Origin of the sequence: Falsihalocynthiibacter arcticus (assembly GCF_000812665.2) — a bacterium.
Taxonomy (GTDB): Bacteria; Pseudomonadota; Alphaproteobacteria; order Rhodobacterales; family Rhodobacteraceae; genus Falsihalocynthiibacter; species Falsihalocynthiibacter arcticus.
On sequence record NZ_CP014327.1, the window covers coordinates 1,650,046 to 1,666,128 of the forward strand.

Genomic DNA, 16,083 nt, shown 5'->3' on the forward strand with positions numbered 1-16,083 from the left:
GGATGGCCTCACTTTCAAATTTGGAAAGCTGCGCAAGGAACACGCCCCTGCGCAGGTTGTTTATACCGTTTGACGATGCCAGACCGCGCCAGCGACACCTCCCATGATCGCCCAACTCGCGCAGGCAACCGCAAGGGTGCGACTGACGAATAGCGCCGAGAGTTCAGGCGGGGCGACGCCCGCATAGAACTCAAGGTGAGGCGCGCCGATGATATGGGGTGCGGCGATGAAGACCGCGCCTAATACCATCCAATACGCGCGGTTCCCAAAGGCAATAAGGGCTAGACCTACGAGGGTTGCGACGACGGCTGTGATCCACCACATTTGCCGCAAAAATATGTCCTCTGCGGGGGTGCCCGGCAATTCAGGGAATAGTCCCGCAGCGGGGGCGAGTTGAACGGCAATAAAGCCTGCCAATCCCCAAACTATCCCCGATTTGGCCGTGACCTCATGCCCAGAGGACGTCGCTGTCGCGATACCTGCGACAAGAATGAGCGCAAAGCCCGTGAACACAATGATGTTCATCGCCACGGTCATGCCGTGCCGCGCAATGAGTTCGCTGGTAGTTGGCGGTATTTCCACTTCCACTTCAGCAGGAGCAGGGTCTTCGCCCTCCACAATCAAAACGCCTGCGAAATGGTTTTTCGCACCAGTTTCATATTCCTCACCCTCAAGAAGTACGGGGGTGACAAGCCAAAATTGCAGCAGAGCCGAAAGCAGCCCTGCAGCAATACCAGCGAACAACGCGCTGGTAAAAATCTGTTTAAACATTGGTTAGTGGCAGGGGAACGCGATGGCGTGGCGCGTGTCGTGAGCCGAGTCATGCAACACAGAAGCCTGTGCAAAACCAGCGAGAGAAATTAGCAATACGCCTGCGAGAGCCGCTGCAAAAATTGGCAGAACACCAGTTTGGACTTGGGTAATAGGAGCCGCGAGAACTTTTGCATCAGTGCGTGTTTTGTTTTGTTCGTTCATTCTATCATTCCTTTTTCCGTCACACCCGACGGTTCGGTTACGTTGCTGCAAGGCTGGTCTCCTGGCTCGCGGGTCAAAGTGCAATGTCACCTTCCCAGATTGTTGGTTTCCCAACGCTCCAGTGGTATTCGACATCCACTCACCGCTTACAGTCGCGGGGGCGGCTGCGGCATCAGGCCCCTGATTGGGTCACCCTCACCGCATTCCCATTTATCCCCTGCCGCTTGGCGGCATGAATGGGGATACCATGCCGTTTCTTTCTGAGGGGGATACGGGGGGTGGGTCAAGTAGAATCCTGCCGGCCTCTGAATTTTTTGGGATTTTGGGCGCAAACCAGCCATTATTCGTTGGGTGCCCGCAATTGAAGTGAGAACACACTCCTCAAGCTTGCCAGCAAAACAGATTCGCCGTCGATACCCATACAATTAGCATGCCACCGCACCTTCAGGGCGATTACAGGGTAGAAAATGCGCAATATCTTGTGGATAACTCTCCAAAATACGCCATTTGTGGTGTTTTTCGTTGACTTAATAGGGCTGTCTCCGAAACCCTGTTGCAAAGGAATCAAACAGGGACAATTTTTTGCAGTTTTCTAGGCTCCGTCTTAATGGCTTCAAGAGCTTTGTCGATCCCACCGATCTTGTGATTGCGCATGGTCTTACGGGCGTTGTCGGCCCAAATGGCTGTGGAAAATCGAATTTGCTTGAGGCGTTGCGCTGGGTGATGGGGGAAACCCGCCCGAAGGCGATGCGCGGTGGCGGCATGGAAGACGTGATTTTTGCGGGAACCGCAACGCGACCCGCGCGCAATTTTGCCGAAGTCGCGATCACGATCGACAACAGCGATCGCCTCGCCCCCGCTGGTTTTAACGATCAGGATTCACTCGAGGTGGTGCGGCGCATTACCCGCGATGCGGGGTCTGCGTTCAAGGCAAATTCCAAGGATGCCCGCGCGCGAGACATCCAAATGCTGTTTGCTGATGCCTCGACGGGGTCCCATTCGCCAGCGCTTGTACGTCAGGGGCAGATCAGCGAATTGATCAACGCGAAACCCAAAGATCGTCGCCGAATTTTGGAAGAGGCTGCGGGCATTTCGGGGCTATATCAACGCCGCCACGAGGCGGAGCTGAAGCTCAAAGGGACCGAAACCAATCTCTCGCGGATCGAAGATGTTATTGAGGCCTTGGCCGCGCAACTTGCGCAACTCGAACGCCAAGCAAGACAGGCCCAGAGATACCGCACCATTGGCGAGGAATTGCGCAAGTCCGAGGGGCTTTTACTGTATCGCCGTTGGAAAGAAGCGGATGAATTGCGTGCGGCGGCGCAAGCGGAACTGACCGAACTCACGCGCCTTGCTGGGGCGAGCGAAGGGGCGGCACGTTCGGCCACCAAAGCCCGCGCAAAAAACGAAGAAACCCTGCCACCTTTGCGCGAAGAAGAAACTATTGCTGCTGCCGTATTGACGCGTTTGGAAAATCAGCGAGATACCCTGTCCGAGCAAGAGGACCGCGCGCTTGATACAATCAAAACGCTCACCGCACGGATTGTGCAATTGGCCAAAGATAAGGCGCGGGAACAGGAGCTTAACAAGGACGCAGGCGAGACGATTTCCGGTCTTGAATGGGAGCAAGCGCAACTAGCGAAGGCGGCTGAAGGCTATCAAGAGCGCCTTGAAATCAGCAATGAAGCCGCACAGGATGCGGCGAGTATCCTCCAAGATCGAGAAGCCGCCATCGGGCAACTCACCGAAGACGTTGCGCGCCTTGCAGCACGGCATCAATCGGCGCGGAGACTTGTCGAGGACCACCAAAAAACACTGGATCGAAACGAAGGAGATGCTGTCCGTGCGCGGGAAGCTTCGGCGCATTCCCAAGCCGCATTGTCAAAATCCTCGCTAGATTTTGACGCCGCAGAGGACGCGCAAAATTTGGCAGCGAAGGCCACGGAAGCAGCCGAAGAGGCCCTCATTATGGCGGATAACGCGCGCGCCGATGCGCAGGCCCGTGAAGCAGATGCCCGCGCCGAGCGCAGCGAAGCCGAAGGCGAGGCAAACGCGCTGCGAGCCGAGGTTGGGGCGTTGGCGCGATTGGTCGAACGTGACACCGCAGAGGGCGGGCAAGTTTTGGACTCGCTACAGGTTAAGTCTGGCTATGAAAAAGCGCTTGGTGCGGCGCTTGCCGACGATTTGCGCGCTCCCGAAGTACAGAATGAGATGCCTTCTGGCTGGGTGACTTTACCAGATTATCCCGCACCACAATCTTTGCCCTCTGGCGTGCAAGTTTTGACGCATTTTGTGACCTCGCCAAGCGTTTTACTTCGCCGTATGGGGCAAGTCGGTCTTGTGGAGGGCGGCGACGGGGCGCGCCTGCAAAAAGATTTGAAACCCGGGCAGCGGTTGGTCAGTATAGAAGGCGATTTGTGGCGCTGGGATGGGTTCCGCGCGGGCGCAGAGGACGCCCCAAGTGCCGCCGCCTTGCGCCTCCAACAACTCAATCGTTTGGTGGAATTGAAGCGAGATTTGGAGGAAGTGAGTGCGCGGGCGGATGGCGCGAGCCGTGCGCATGACGTCTTGTCGTCGGACCTTCAGCGTCTAACCCGCGAGGACCAAGAAGCCCGCAACGCACGCCGCGATGCAGACCGTGCCCTTACGGACGCGGGCCGCGCTCTTTCGCGGGCCGAAGCCGATCGCAATATCGCAGAAGGCAAGCTTGAGAGTCTGCGGCTTGCGGTCGCGCGCCACGAAGAAGAAGCGCTGGAGGCACGCAATCGGGTGAATGACGCGGCGGCGATCCTTGCGGATTTGGATGATTTGGATCAAGCGCGTGAGGAAGTCGAAGACGTGAAAATGACGGTAGAGGCGGCACGGATGACGATGATGTCAAAACGGTCGGCCTTTGACGAGGTGCGCCGCGAAGGCGATGCACGCACCAAGCGCCGCCAAGAGGTTCTCAAGGAAATCAGTGGGTGGCGGCTTCGTTTGGAGAATGCGGAAAAACGCATTGGAGAATTGGAAGAACGGCGGCTTGAAAATGAGGCTGAACTTCAGGAAGCACAGACCGCGCCAGACGAAATCGCCGCGAAACGGATGGCTTTAGCCGAAGCTATCGCCACGGCCGAAGTGCGGTGTCGCGGTGCGTCTGACAAGCTTGCAGAGGCCGAGACAGCATTGCGAGAGGCGCTTCTTGCGGAACGTGACGCGGAGCGGGCGGCAGGCGAAGCGCGAGAAGTGCGGGCGCGGGCCGACGCGCGGGCTGATGCCACGCGCGAGACCGTGATTCATGCCGCAGAGCGCATTGCCGAAGCTATGGAAACTACGCCTGAGAACTTGCTTGAGACGCTGGGCGTTCTGCCCGAAAATATGCCAGATTCCGAGGCCGTGGAGGCGGATGTGAACCGTCTAAAACGTCAACGTGATGCTCTGGGGGCGGTGAACCTTCGGGCCGAGGAGGACGCGCGGGGCGTTCAGGAAGAGCACGACCATCTGGCAAGCGAGAAAGCCGATTTGGATGAAGCCATCAAGAAGCTTCGTACCGGAATTGCCAGCTTGAACAAAGAGGGTCGTGAGCGGCTTTTGACCGCGTTTGAGCAAGTGAACAGCAACTTTACCCTATTGTTTAAACATCTGTTTGGCGGCGGCGAAGCGAACCTTGTATTGGTTGAATCTGACGACCCACTTGAAGCGGGCCTTGAGATTATGTGCCAACCTCCTGGTAAAAAACTTAGCACGATGAGCCTCCTGTCTGGGGGCGAGCAGACCCTCACGGCCATGGCACTTATCTTTGCGGTATTTCTTGCTAATCCAGCGCCGATTTGCGTTCTTGATGAGGTCGACGCGCCGCTTGATGATGCCAATGTGACGCGGTTCTGCGACTTGTTGGACGAGATGACGCGCCGAACCGAAACACGGTTTTTGATCATTACCCACCATGCGGTCACGATGGCGCGCATGGATCGACTGTTCGGTGTGACAATGGCCGAACAGGGCGTAAGCCAGCTGGTTTCCGTGGACCTTAAAAAGGCTGAGGCGCTGGTCGCTTAAACCAGCCCTCAACCGTTTTCTTAAAGCTTGTTCACCAAGTCATTTGTGGGCCAAGCATCGGCGGGCAATCCAAGGCGCTGCTGTTCTAGCTGAACCCCTGCGCGCGTTTTTGCCCCAAGGATGCCGTCAATTTTACCCACATCGTGCCCCCTTGCCGAAAGCTTTTTCTGGAGCGATTTCATTTGTGCATCCGACAGCGAAGGATCCGGGGACCCCAAGTTGAAAACGGGGGCACCTTCAAGACGCGTGGCGAAATAGGCGGCGGTCGTGACATAAACGAAACTCTTGTTCCACTCGAAGTACACGTGAAAATTGGGGTAAGCTAAAAAGGCGGGGCCATTGCGACCCATCGGTAAAAGTATCGAGGCCTGTAAATTATCTGGGCCAATGTTTGTACTTCTCCCTTTGACGCCCATGCGCTTCCAATCGGAGACTTTGTAGGATTTATCTAGGCCAGTCTTGCTCCAGTCAAGATTGCTGGGCACGACGATCTCTTCCAACCAAGGTTGTCCGGCATTCCAGCCTAGGCCTTTGAGCATTTTCGCGCCCGACAGAAGCGCATCCGGCGGGGAGGTTTTGAGCGATACCTTTCCATCGCCGTCGCCGTCTACACCATTGCGGATGATGTCTTCGGGGAGCATTTGCACCATGCCGACTTCTCCGGCCCATGCACCGGTTGTATTCGTGGGGCTAAAATTGCCGCGTTCAAAGAGTTCGATTGCGGCAAAAACCTGAGGGCGAAACAGGTTCGGACGGCGACAATCATGCGAGAGCGTGACGAGGGAGTTGAGGGTGTTAAAGTCGCCTTGTACCGCGCCGTAATCGGTTTCCAACGCCCAGAATGCCAGCAAAACGCCTCGTGAAACGCCGTATTGCTGTTCCATTTGGTCAAAGATTGCATCGTATTTTTTCTCGTTGTTACGGCCATGATCCATACGATTTTTGCTAATGACGGCGCGTGCGAATTCGTTGAAGTCTTTCTTGAAAATACCTTGCGAACGGTCGGCCTTTAGGGTGCGCGGATCTTGTTTTACGCTTGCGAAAAACGCGTCGACCGTTGATTTCGAGTAGCCGCGTGCGGTGGCTTCTTGTTTCATGTTGGCAACAAATTGTCCGAAATCCCCCCGCACTGGTTTTGAGCCATTGCGGTTGTGGACAACAGGCTCATGCAGAAGGCAGCAAGTGGGGCGCGAAAAAACATTAGGTACTCCGAGTATGAAATTTTCGGCAGCCTAACAGGCCTTTGGATTCAGGCAAGGTTCAAAACAGGGCGAGGACAGCGCATAGACCGATTGTCGCGCCCCAAGTTTTCCAAAGGACGCGAACGGTTGCGTCGATTTCGTCAGGTCCAATTGAGTGGTTTCCAGTGGGATTTACATAGGGGAAATCGCGCAATTCCCCGTCGTAACTTCTTGGGCCAGAGAGCGCGATATTGAGGCATTGTGCCATGGCGGCTTCGGGCCAGCCTGCATTGGGTGAACGATGTTTCGGCGCATCAATTCGCACCGCTTTCAACGCATGCATGTTGCCGCAAACGACGAGGATGAGGAGCGCGGTTATCCGTGCGGGGAGGTAGTTGAGCAGGTCGTCAAACCGCGCTGCCGCCCAACCAAAATCCGCGTGACGCGGGGTACGATAACCGATCATACTGTCGGCGGTATTCGTAATTTTATACAGAAATATACCAGGCAGGCCGAAGAGGAGGAACCAGAAAACTGGGGCAATCACACCGTCTGAGAGGTTTTCCGCGGCGCTCTCGATCGCGGCGCGGCTGATTTGGGAGTCGTCCATATCGGTGGTGTCTCGGCCAACGATCCGCGCCACAGAAACCCGCGCGTTCACGTTCGACAGACGAAGTGCGTTGGCAACGGCGGACACATGCTCGGTCAGGCTTTTCTGCGCTATGAGGATCGCGGCACAGAGGAGTTCAATCAGCCAGCCAAACGGAAGGGCCGAAAGTACGAGGCCAGCAGCGATAGCACCAAGGCAAAGCCCGCCAAAAACAACTGCGCCTTTTAGTTTTCTATTTTCGCCATGATTTGCGCGTTTATCCGCAAATCCGATCAGCTTTCCAAACAGGACGGCGGGGTGCGTGATCCGGTCCCATAACAGTAGAGGCTCGCCAAATATAGCATCCAAGAGGAGGGCTAAAAGGAGGATTAACGGGAGGCTCATAGGGCACTTTCGAGTTGGTCCCATTGGTTGGGCGCAGGCATTCCAAGACGCAGCCAATGGTTTGAATACGGAAAAATCCGCGAGAGAACGTGATTGCGGGCAAGCTTCTCGAACCACTTTTGTGCATCGTCAACATGATAAAGTTGAAAAAGCGTGGTACCTGCGACGGGATCGGCACCCGCAGTTTGCAAAAGAGCGTTCATACGACCGGCATCTTGTGCAAGTCGAGAGCGGGTTTTTTCTGCCCAGTCAAAATCCGCGAGCGCGGCAATTCCTGTGGTGATTGCGGGACCGGAAATCTGCCAAGGCCCGAGGGTTTCGCGAAGCTCATCTATGAGGCTCGGATCGCCAATAACAAACCCAAGACGCAGCCCAGCAAGTCCCCAGAACTTGCCGAAACTCTTGAGGATGAGTGTTCCAGGTTCGCATGCTTTTGCGATATGACTTTGAGCGGGCGCAACATCGCAAAAGCTTTCGTCAATGATGGTGAGGGGCGTGTGAGGCAGGGAGGCGGTGAAGGCACCTGTGGGGTTATTGGGGTGCACCGTGACCGAGGCGTCGATGCCGTCCTCCTCGATGTTCCACCCTGCAGTGCGAAAAGCGGCGGCGTGTTCGTTATACGTTTTCTGGATGATACGAACCGCGCCTTTTTTAACCGACAAATGCGGGATGCGCGCGATCAGGGCGCTGGCTCCGGGGGCGGCAAGAACGGCGGCAGACTCGGGAACATTCCAAAAGGCGCGGGCGGCCTTCTCTAGCGCCGCAAAAGCGCTGTGATCAGGGAGGGAAGTCCATGCGTTGGCGGGGAACGACGGCAAGGGATAGGGCACGGGGTTTATGCCGGTGGACAGGTCGAGCCAATCGCCCCGCGTACCGCCGAACTGTTCCATTGCAGCATCAATTCCGCCGCCGTGGTCCCGCTGCGTTTTCATGCGTCAGAATTAGAGGGTTTGAGGGACGGTAACGGAGGATGGCGCGTAATAAAGTGCCCCTTCACACCCGCGGGCCATGTGCGATAGGGAATCTGTCCCGTTTCGCTCGCTTGATGCAGGGCCGCGTATTCCACGATGGCTTCGGCGGCATCTAGGGTGGCTTCAAATTTCCCGAGCGTATAGGCCAACTTTCCTTCCGCTTGGATCGCGATATTACAACCGTGGGTGCAGCCCATCAAGCAGCTTACACGCCGTGTTTGTACCTGCTCGGCTGCGACCGATTCGATTAATTCAGCCAAAGCGGCGCCGTCGGTGACGTCTGCACCGGTTTCTGCCCAACCTTCGCGCTTACAGGTGTCGCAAATTGTAATGAATGTCGTCATCTCATACCCCTTTTGCGTGTACCTCAATCGGATTCTTGCCGGAATTTCAACCCGTAGATGTAAGTTAACATTTCGAGGCAAGATATTAACCTGTTGTTAGTCTTTCGGGCGGAAAATAGTTAACGGTGGGATGTCTGGTGGGTAATAATGAATTTAGCAGTTGAGCAGTGCAATCCACTGATTGGAGGTTGTATGCGTATTTTAATCGTTGAGGGTAATCCAAACCTTGGGCGCATTTGGCGGGACCATTTGGAACGACTTGATTTTGAAGTCGTTCTTGTTTCAGGGCAAAGTGGTGCCGTAAAATCCCTAGAAGAAGAAAACTTCAACGCGATTGTTCTCAACCTTGTTTTAAAGGGTGAAAGCGCATTTGCTGTCGCGGATTATGCAAGTTACAAACGCCCCGATGCGAAGGTGATTTTCGTAACAGACACGAGCTTTTTCTCGGATGGTTCTATTTTTGCTTTGGCCCCAAACGCCTGCGCCTATGTGCGCGAGCAAACGCCGCCAAACGATTTGGCGGCGATTGTGGCCCATTATGCGGGAGACCGATCCTAACGGATTAAAGCCCGTCGCGTCCGTGTTTTTGGTTAAAATCAAGGATCGGATTGATCGGGATAATCCGGTTCGGGTTGATCGTTTCGTGGCTATAATGGTAGTGGCGCACGATGTGATCCATGTTGGTTGTTTCTGCAACACCAGGCACTTGATAGAGTTCACGCGTATAGGCCCAAAGGTTGGGATAATCGATCAGGCGTTTACGGTTACATTTGAAATGTAGGTGATAAACTGAGTCAAAGCGGAACAGCGTTGTTGCCAACCGCCAGTCCGCTTCGGTGAGGCGATCCCCCATCAAATAGCGGCGTGTTGAGAGGCGGTCTTCGAGCCAATCTAGCGTGTCGAAAAGCGCTGCGACAGGCGCGTCATAAGCCGCTTGGGAGGTTGCAAAACCAGCTTTATAGACGCCGTTATTCACGTTGGAATAAACTCGCGCGTTAATTTCTTCGATGTCGTCGCGCATTTCTTGCGGCCAGAAATCCAGCGTGTTTCCTGTGATCCCGTCGAAGGCGGAATTGAACATGCGGATGATTTCGCTGCTTTCATTGCTTACAATGGTTTCGCGCTGTTTGTCCCAGAGGATAGGCACTGTCACGCGGCCCGACACGTCGGCTTGCGCTTTGGTATAAATATCGCGTGCGAAGGGCAGGTTATAGAGCGTGTCGCCGGTCGCGCCAAAGTCGTCCTTCTCAAAGGTCCATCCTTCGGTCAGCATATCAGGGTGCACAGCGCTTAAGGAGATGTGATCCTCTAGTCCCTTGAGGGCACGGAAAATAAGAGTGCGATGGGCCCATGGGCAGGCATAGGACACATAAAGATGGTAGCGCCCACTTTCCGCAGGAAAGCCGCCATCGCCACTGGGCCCTGCGGCACCATCGGGCGTAATCCAATTGCGAAAACCGGCAGTGGAGCGCTTAAAGGCGCCGCCTGTGGATTTCGTATCGTACCATTCGCGGTGCCATTTTCCGCCTACAAGTTGTCCCACGCGATGCTCCTATAAATATGTCTCTTGTAACTTAGTTTTTGTAGCATGGGGATTAAACCCACATAGGGGCGCAGGGAGGGTGCGAGTGCGCACAAAGGCGCCAGACGCAAAACACTCCGGTGTCATGTTAGAATCTGATTGCACCGAGCAAGGCGAGGGCATACGTTGCCCGTAACGAAGCCCACAGGGCCAGAGAGGTTGGTTGTCGCGGTTTGACCCAGATAGGGGAACCAAAGCAACATCGTTAAGCGCAGTTTCTGCGGTCCTTCCCCTCTGCCCAAACAAGGAGAATGGACATGACATCGCGTACTTCAATAGTTTCCCTTTCGGCCGTCTTGGTTGTGACTGGTTTGCCCGTAATGGCGCATCCAGGACATTTGATTGAGGCAGCAGGGCATACCCATTGGGGCGCGGCGATAGCATTGGGCGGGGCGATTGCGATTGGTCTTTGGGTGGCGAAGGGTCGGAAAAAACCTGAGGCAGAAGAAGCCGAAGCCGAAGCGGAAGAAGAGATTTCCGAAGCCGAACCCCAAGAAGCTTGAAGGAATTCCGATATGTCAAAAGTAGGTGTGATGATTTGCGGCCATGGGTCGCGCAGCCAAGCCGCCGTGGACCAGTTTGCGGTTCTGGCCGAGAAGCTTCCTGCGTTGTTGCCGTCAGATTGGATGGTGGACTACGGATATCTTGAGTTCGCAAACCCTGTAATCCGCGATGGTCTTGATCGTTTGCGGGCTGGCGGGTGTGACCGGATCGTTGCGGTTCCGGGAATGCTTTTTGCTGCGATGCACGCCAAGAATGACATTCCGACCGTGCTGAATACTTATGCCGCAAAACACGGCGTTGAAATATCCTATGGCCGCGAACTTGGCGTTGATCCCAAGATGATCGCGGCGGCAGGCGAGCGTATTCAGGAAGCGGTAGATCGGGCAAATTCGGAACTGGGCGCGGTGCCGTTGGAGGAGACCTGTCTGGTTGTGATCGGGCGCGGCGCGTCCGACCCTGATGCCAACGGAAATGTGAGCAAAATCGCACGGATGTTGTGGGAAGGCATGGGGTTTGGCTGGTGCGAAGTTGGCTATTCCGGCGTGACATTCCCGCTAGTGGAACCCTGCCTGACGCATGTGGCGAAGCTTGGGTACAAGCGGGTTATCGTGTTTCCATATTTCTTGTTTACCGGTATTTTGATCGACCGTATTTACGGCTTTACGGACCAAGTTGCCGCCGCGCATCCTGATATCGAGTTTGTGAAAGCTGGGTATTTGAATGACCATGCCAAAGTGTTGGAAACCTTTGCGGAGCGCGTGACCGAACAGCTCGGAGAGATCGTTCCGCCGACGTGTGGAACGTGCAAATACCGCACGCAAGTCTTGGGTTTTGAAGCCGAGGTAGGCGCGGTTCAGGAAAGCCACCATCACCACGTTGAGGGACAAGGGGCCAATGCGCCAGGCAGTAATGTCGAGGATTGTACGCTGTGCGCTGACTTCTGTACGGGGGAATGTCGGTTGGAAATGTTGGCCCATTCGCATGATCATACTCACGACCACGAGCATGTTCACGCGGAATACCCGCACCCCAAACATCCCCACGGACCAGAAAGCGCCCGCAAGAAATGAGCGGGGAAGACCGAACCTCGAGCCCGCTAGCGGGCCACTCTGCTCGGCCTGCGCTCTGGTATGAGCGCGCGCCCGCCGAAATCTATGCGCAGAGTTTTGCAACCGTCGCCAAGGAGGCCCGTTTGGAGCGCTTTGACGCAGGCATGACGGCCCTTGCGACCCGCGTTATTCATGCCTGTGGTATGATCGAGGTTGCGGATCGCCTCGCGTTTTCGCCCAATGCTTATGCGGCGGGGCAGGCCGCTTTGAGAGCGGGCGCGCCCATTCTGTGCGATTGTGAGATGGTCGGGGCGGGGATCATTCGCCGGTATTTACCTGCTGGTAATGAGGTGATTGTGACGCTGAACAATGCAGAGGTTCCTGATCGTGCGCAGGCCATCCAAAACACACGGTCTGCTGCGGCAGTTGAGCTTTGGTTAGAACACCTAGACGGCGCTGTGGTCGCGATTGGCAACGCGCCAACAGCCCTTTTCCATTTGCTTGAGTTGATAGATCAAGGCGCGCCAAAACCCGCTGTTATCCTTGGATTTCCCGTGGGATTTGTGGGGGCCGCTGAAAGTAAGGCGGAACTCGCTGCGCGCCCACGTGGATGTGAATTTATCGCGCTGCGCGGACGTCGTGGCGGGTCGGCCATTGCCTCGGCAGCGGTGAATGCGCTTGCCGCGGGATTACCGGAGGTTGCAACATGAGTGCTTGGCTTCATATCGTCGGAATTGGCGAAGACGGATTGGACGGGCTTACCCCTGCCACACGCGCGGTTGTTGAGGCGGCTCAAGTCATCGTCGGCGGCGATCGGCATCAAGCTTTGGCAAATGTTGGATCGGCAAAACGTGTGGCTTGGCCCTCGCCGTTTGACGCGTTGATCGGCGTTTTAAAGGCCCACAAGGGGCAGCGTGTTGTCGTTTTGGCGACGGGCGATCCGCTTTGGTATTCCGTTGGCGCGCGAATTGGGCGCTCAATCGATCCCACCGAAATTACCTATCACCCGCAAGTCGGCGCGTTTCAACTGGCGGCGGCGCGGATGGGCTGGAGCATGGCCGATTTAGAGACGCTTACGGTGCATGGTCGCCCCGTCGAGCAGATGATTGCGTTTATTCAGCCCGATCAACGCTTGTTGATCCTGACGACGGGCGCGGAAACTCCCGCACAAATCGCGCGGTTCCTAACGGCGCGTGGTTTTGGACGTAGCCGCATGGTTGTTTTGGCAGCGATGGGCGGCGAAAACGAGCAACGGTTCGAAGGGATTGCCGAGAGTTGGGACCATGAGGTTCCGCCTTTTAACACATTGGCAGTTGAATGTGTGGCGGCGCCCAATGCGGCCCTTCTTCCGCGCGTTCCCGGTCTTGCGGATGATTTGTTTGAGCACGACGGCACCATGACCAAGCAAGAAGTGCGTGCGGCGACATTATCCAAACTGATGCCAATGCGCGGGGCGTTGTTGTGGGATGTGGGAACTGGCTGTGGTTCCGTAGCCGTTGAGTGGATGCGGTCGGCGCGGTATGCGCGGGCTATCGGGATTGAGCCACGGGCGGATCGACGCGCGATGGCGGCGGCAAATGCGCTGGCGCTGGGCGTGCCAAAACTGGAATTGGTGGACGGGCGTGTACCCCAAGCACTCGTGGGCCTCCCCGCCCCAGATGCAGTGTTTATCGGCGGTGGTTTGAGCCGCGAAACCTTTGATGTTGCGTGGAGCGCGTTGCGTCCATTGGGGCGGTTGGTTGCCAATGCGGTGACGCTTGAGAGCGAGGCCATTCTCGTGGCGCTCTACAAGGAATTTGGCGGGCAGTTGGTAAAGCTTTCGGTGCACCGCGTTCAGACGCTTGGCGGCCAAAACTCGGGGCATACGGGCTGGAAGCCACTGATGCCCGTGACACAGCTGAGTTTGGTCAAACGATGACCGGAAAACTTTACGGTGTGGGGCTTGGTCCAGGCGACCCAGATCTGATGACATTGCGCTCGGTAAAACTTATCGCAGCAGCAGAGGTCGTGGCCTATCCTGCGCTTGCGGGGGGAGCGAGTTTCGCGCGTTCCATCGCGGCTGAACACATTCCTGCAACTGCGCACGAAATAGTCATGGATGTTCCGATGACAGTTGAGCGCGGCCCTGCCCAAGCTGCTTATGATGCGGGGGCGGCCAAAATTGCCGCACAGCTTGAGCAAGGGCGAGACGTCGTGGTTTTATGCGAAGGAGACCCGTTTTTCTATGGCTCTTTCATGTATCTTTTCGCTCGTCTTTCTAATCGTTTCGAATGTGAAGTCGTGCCGGGTGTGACCAGTGTGACGGCCTGTGCGGCGCGGGCAAGAATGCCTTTGGCGGCGCGTAATGAACGGGTTACGATTTTGCCCGGCCCTCTGCCCGAGGCCGAGTTGCGCCTGCGAATTGAAGGCGCGGAAAGCGTCGCAATTATGAAAGTCGGACGGCACCTTGCGAAAATTCGCAATGTGATCTCCGATTTGGGCCTGCTTGCCCAAGCCACCTATATCGAGCGGGCGAGCCTTCCTCAAGAAGTGGTCGTTCCGCTCAAGGATGCGCCCGAAAACGCACCCTATTTTTCAATGATTTTGCTGACGAAGGGAGCTGATCCATGGCTCTAACGACTTCCCCCAAATCCACCCCGAACCCTGTTGTGGTTTGCCTCTCTAAATCTGGCGAAGCAACGGCGCATCGTGTGGCTGAAATCCTTGGCGCGGCGGTACATGGCCGCGCGGATCGTGTCACCAAGGCCGATGCCTTTTTCGCCGATGCGCTGGAACATGTGCGCACGCTTTTCGCCAGTGGCACCCCAGTTGTCGGCGTTTGTGCGAGCGGTATTTTAATCCGCGCGGTGGCGCCATTACTGGCCGATAAAACAACCGAGCCACCCGTTATTTCGGTCGCGGATGATGGCAGCGTTGTCGTGCCTTTGTTGGGTGGACATCGCGGGGCCAATCGGTTGACGCAACAAATTGCAACGGCTCTTAACAGCCATGCCGCGATCACAACCGCCGGCGATGTGGCCATGGGAGTCGCCCTTGATGCGCCGCCCGCGGGCTATCGTTTGGCCAATCCGCAAGACGCGAAATCCGTTATGGCGGCGCTTTTGAATGGCGCCACGGCCTCGCGTCAGGGCGAAGCGATCTTCGACCTTGAGAATGACGTTGACGGCGCGGTTCAGCTTTACGTGACCGAAGCTCCGGTTGACGGAAATGAAACCAAGCTGGTTTACCATCCACAACGTTTTGCGCTGGGCCTTGGATGTGCGCGAAACGCCGATCCAGAGGAAATGTGGGCGTTGGTGACAGAAACCCTGACGCGCGAAGGGATTGCGCAAGGGGCGATTGCCTGTGTGAATTCCATCGACCTCAAGGGAGATGAACCCGCGATGAACGTTGTCGCGGCGCGCCTCGGTGTGCCGTTACGATTGTTCACGGCTTCCGAGCTTGAAGCCCAAAGCCCACGGCTCGAAAATCCCTCCGACGTGGTCTTTGCCGAAGTTGGCTGTCATGGCGTATGCGAGGGGGCTGCATTGGCCGCGGCTGGAGCCACAAGTGAGCTGATCGTAGCGAAACAAAAAACGGCGAATGCGACATGCGCCTTGGCGCGCTCTGAGGATCCGATTGTTGAGTTCGCTGGCCGTTCCCGTGGTCGCCTGTCGATTATCGGGATCGGACCCGGACAGCATAGTTGGCGCACCCCTGAGGCCAGTCGCCTCGTTGCCGAAGCCGAAGAACTCGTTGGCTACGGCCTTTATATCGACCTGCTCGGGCCGCTTGCCTATGGCAAAACACGGTCGGATTTCCCGCTTGGCGGCGAAGAAGATCGCTGTCGTTTCGCGCTTGAGCAGGCTGCTTTGGGCAAGAATGTTGCGCTGATTTGTTCCGGCGACGCAGGAATTTACGCCATGGGCGCCTTGGTGTTTGAACTCTTGGATCGCGGCTCCAATGAGATGGGCGTCAGTGATGCGGCCCATCGCGTCGATGTTGTTTCAACTCCGGGCGTTTCGGCGCTTCAAGGTGCCGCCGCACGTGCTGGCGCGCCCCTTGGCCATGACTTCTGCGCTATCTCCCTTTCCGATTTGCTGACCCCCGCGAAGATATCGTGAAACGGCTTCATGCCGCAGCCGAGGGTGATTTTGTCATCGCGTTTTACAATCCAGTCTCGATGCGTCGGCGTACCCTGTTGGCCGAAGCCCGCGATATCCTGCTCAAACATCGCCCCGCAGACACGCCCGTAATGCTCGCCAGCTCACTTGGTCGCCCCGAAGAAAACGTGCGCTACAGACGACTCGCGGATTTGGAAGTGGACGAAGTGGATATGTTGACCGTGGTTTTGGTGGGCTCTAGCAACTCAAAACTCGCCCAACTTGGCGAAGGCCCCCGCATGTATACCCCCCGTGGCTATGCCCGCAAAATTGACGGCGATCTAGCCCAGAAAGTAGTGTGAT

Annotated in this window: 14 protein-coding genes, 1 pseudogene and 1 riboswitch; of the genes and pseudogenes, 8 read left to right on the plus strand and 7 right to left on the minus strand. The window is 56.3% G+C overall.

Annotated features, from left to right (window positions below; all coding sequences use genetic code 11):
• Positions 1–60: 60 nt before the first annotated feature.
• Together RC74_RS08160 and RC74_RS08165 are read right to left on the minus strand one after the other, a co-directional pair.
• Complete coding sequence (locus RC74_RS08160) at positions 61–771, minus strand: CbtA family protein (RefSeq protein WP_039001799.1); 711 nt, start codon at positions 769–771, stop codon at positions 61–63.
• Between the two features lie 3 nt (positions 772–774).
• On the minus strand, positions 775–975 hold the full coding sequence (locus tag RC74_RS08165; protein ID WP_039001800.1) for a CbtB domain-containing protein: 201 nt from the start codon (positions 973–975) through the stop codon (positions 775–777).
• A 34-nt stretch (positions 976–1,009) separates the two neighbouring features.
• Positions 1,010–1,240: riboswitch (cobalamin riboswitch) on the minus strand.
• A gap of 317 nt (positions 1,241–1,557) precedes the next feature.
• Between RC74_RS08165 and smc the strand changes: the two genes are divergently transcribed.
• Positions 1,558–5,013, plus strand: a complete 3,456-nt coding sequence (gene smc / locus RC74_RS08170) for a chromosome segregation protein SMC (protein WP_039001801.1) — start codon at positions 1,558–1,560, stop codon at positions 5,011–5,013.
• Between the two features lie 20 nt (positions 5,014–5,033).
• Here the strand turns inward: smc and RC74_RS08175 are convergent, their stop codons facing one another.
• The 4 genes from RC74_RS08175 to RC74_RS08190 all read right to left on the minus strand — a co-directional run bounded on the left by RC74_RS08175 (position 5,034) and on the right by RC74_RS08190 (position 8,503).
• A complete protein-coding gene (locus tag RC74_RS08175; protein ID WP_169798724.1) occupies positions 5,034–6,110 on the minus strand; it encodes a lytic murein transglycosylase in 1,077 nt (358 codons plus the stop codon).
• 163 nt (positions 6,111–6,273) lie between these two features.
• Entirely contained in the window at positions 6,274–7,188 is a 915-nt protein-coding gene (cbiB, locus tag RC74_RS08180) for an adenosylcobinamide-phosphate synthase CbiB (protein ID WP_039001803.1), read from the minus strand.
• Entirely contained in the window at positions 7,185–8,120 is a 936-nt protein-coding gene (locus tag RC74_RS08185; RefSeq protein WP_039001804.1) for a threonine-phosphate decarboxylase, read from the minus strand. Before RC74_RS08185 ends, cbiB begins: the two co-directional genes overlap by 4 nt.
• The gene (locus tag RC74_RS08190; protein ID WP_039001805.1) at positions 8,117–8,503 is read right to left on the minus strand and encodes a DUF1636 family protein; all 387 of its coding nucleotides are present in this window, start codon (positions 8,501–8,503) and stop codon (positions 8,117–8,119) included. Before RC74_RS08190 ends, RC74_RS08185 begins: the two co-directional genes overlap by 4 nt.
• A 192-nt stretch (positions 8,504–8,695) precedes the next feature.
• On the opposite strand from RC74_RS08190, the gene RC74_RS08195 reads away from it, so the two are divergent.
• The gene (locus tag RC74_RS08195; RefSeq protein WP_039001806.1) at positions 8,696–9,061 is read left to right on the plus strand and encodes a response regulator; all 366 of its coding nucleotides are present in this window, start codon (positions 8,696–8,698) and stop codon (positions 9,059–9,061) included.
• A gap of 4 nt (positions 9,062–9,065) precedes the next feature.
• On the opposite strand, the gene RC74_RS08200 is transcribed toward RC74_RS08195, so the two are convergent.
• Positions 9,066–10,046 (minus strand): glutathione S-transferase family protein, encoded by a 981-nt coding sequence (locus RC74_RS08200; protein WP_039001807.1) that lies wholly within the window; start codon positions 10,044–10,046, stop codon positions 9,066–9,068.
• A gap of 296 nt (positions 10,047–10,342) precedes the next feature.
• Between RC74_RS08200 and RC74_RS08205 the strand changes: the two genes are divergently transcribed.
• From RC74_RS08205 to cobJ, 6 genes and pseudogenes are all read left to right on the plus strand, one after another.
• Positions 10,343–10,588, plus strand: a complete 246-nt coding sequence (locus RC74_RS08205) for a DUF6732 family protein (RefSeq protein WP_039001808.1) — start codon at positions 10,343–10,345, stop codon at positions 10,586–10,588.
• A 12-nt stretch (positions 10,589–10,600) separates the two neighbouring features.
• Positions 10,601–11,659: a sirohydrochlorin chelatase gene (locus RC74_RS08210; RefSeq protein WP_039001809.1), complete on the plus strand. Its 1,059-nt coding sequence runs from the start codon at positions 10,601–10,603 to the stop codon at positions 11,657–11,659.
• The gene (locus tag RC74_RS08215; protein ID WP_039001810.1) at positions 11,656–12,348 is read left to right on the plus strand and encodes a precorrin-8X methylmutase; all 693 of its coding nucleotides are present in this window, start codon (positions 11,656–11,658) and stop codon (positions 12,346–12,348) included. The genes RC74_RS08210 and RC74_RS08215 overlap by 4 nt, the downstream gene beginning before the upstream one ends.
• Positions 12,345–13,556 (plus strand): bifunctional cobalt-precorrin-7 (C(5))-methyltransferase/cobalt-precorrin-6B (C(15))-methyltransferase, encoded by a 1,212-nt coding sequence (locus tag RC74_RS08220; protein WP_039001811.1) that lies wholly within the window; start codon positions 12,345–12,347, stop codon positions 13,554–13,556. The genes RC74_RS08215 and RC74_RS08220 overlap by 4 nt, the downstream gene beginning before the upstream one ends.
• The gene (gene cobI, locus RC74_RS08225) at positions 13,553–14,254 is read left to right on the plus strand and encodes a precorrin-2 C(20)-methyltransferase (RefSeq protein WP_039001812.1); all 702 of its coding nucleotides are present in this window, start codon (positions 13,553–13,555) and stop codon (positions 14,252–14,254) included. The genes RC74_RS08220 and cobI overlap by 4 nt, the downstream gene beginning before the upstream one ends.
• Positions 14,245–16,082, plus strand: a pseudogene (gene cobJ / locus RC74_RS08230) (precorrin-3B C(17)-methyltransferase). The gene cobI and the pseudogene cobJ overlap by 10 nt, the downstream one beginning before the upstream one ends.
• Position 16,083 lies beyond the last annotated feature (1 nt).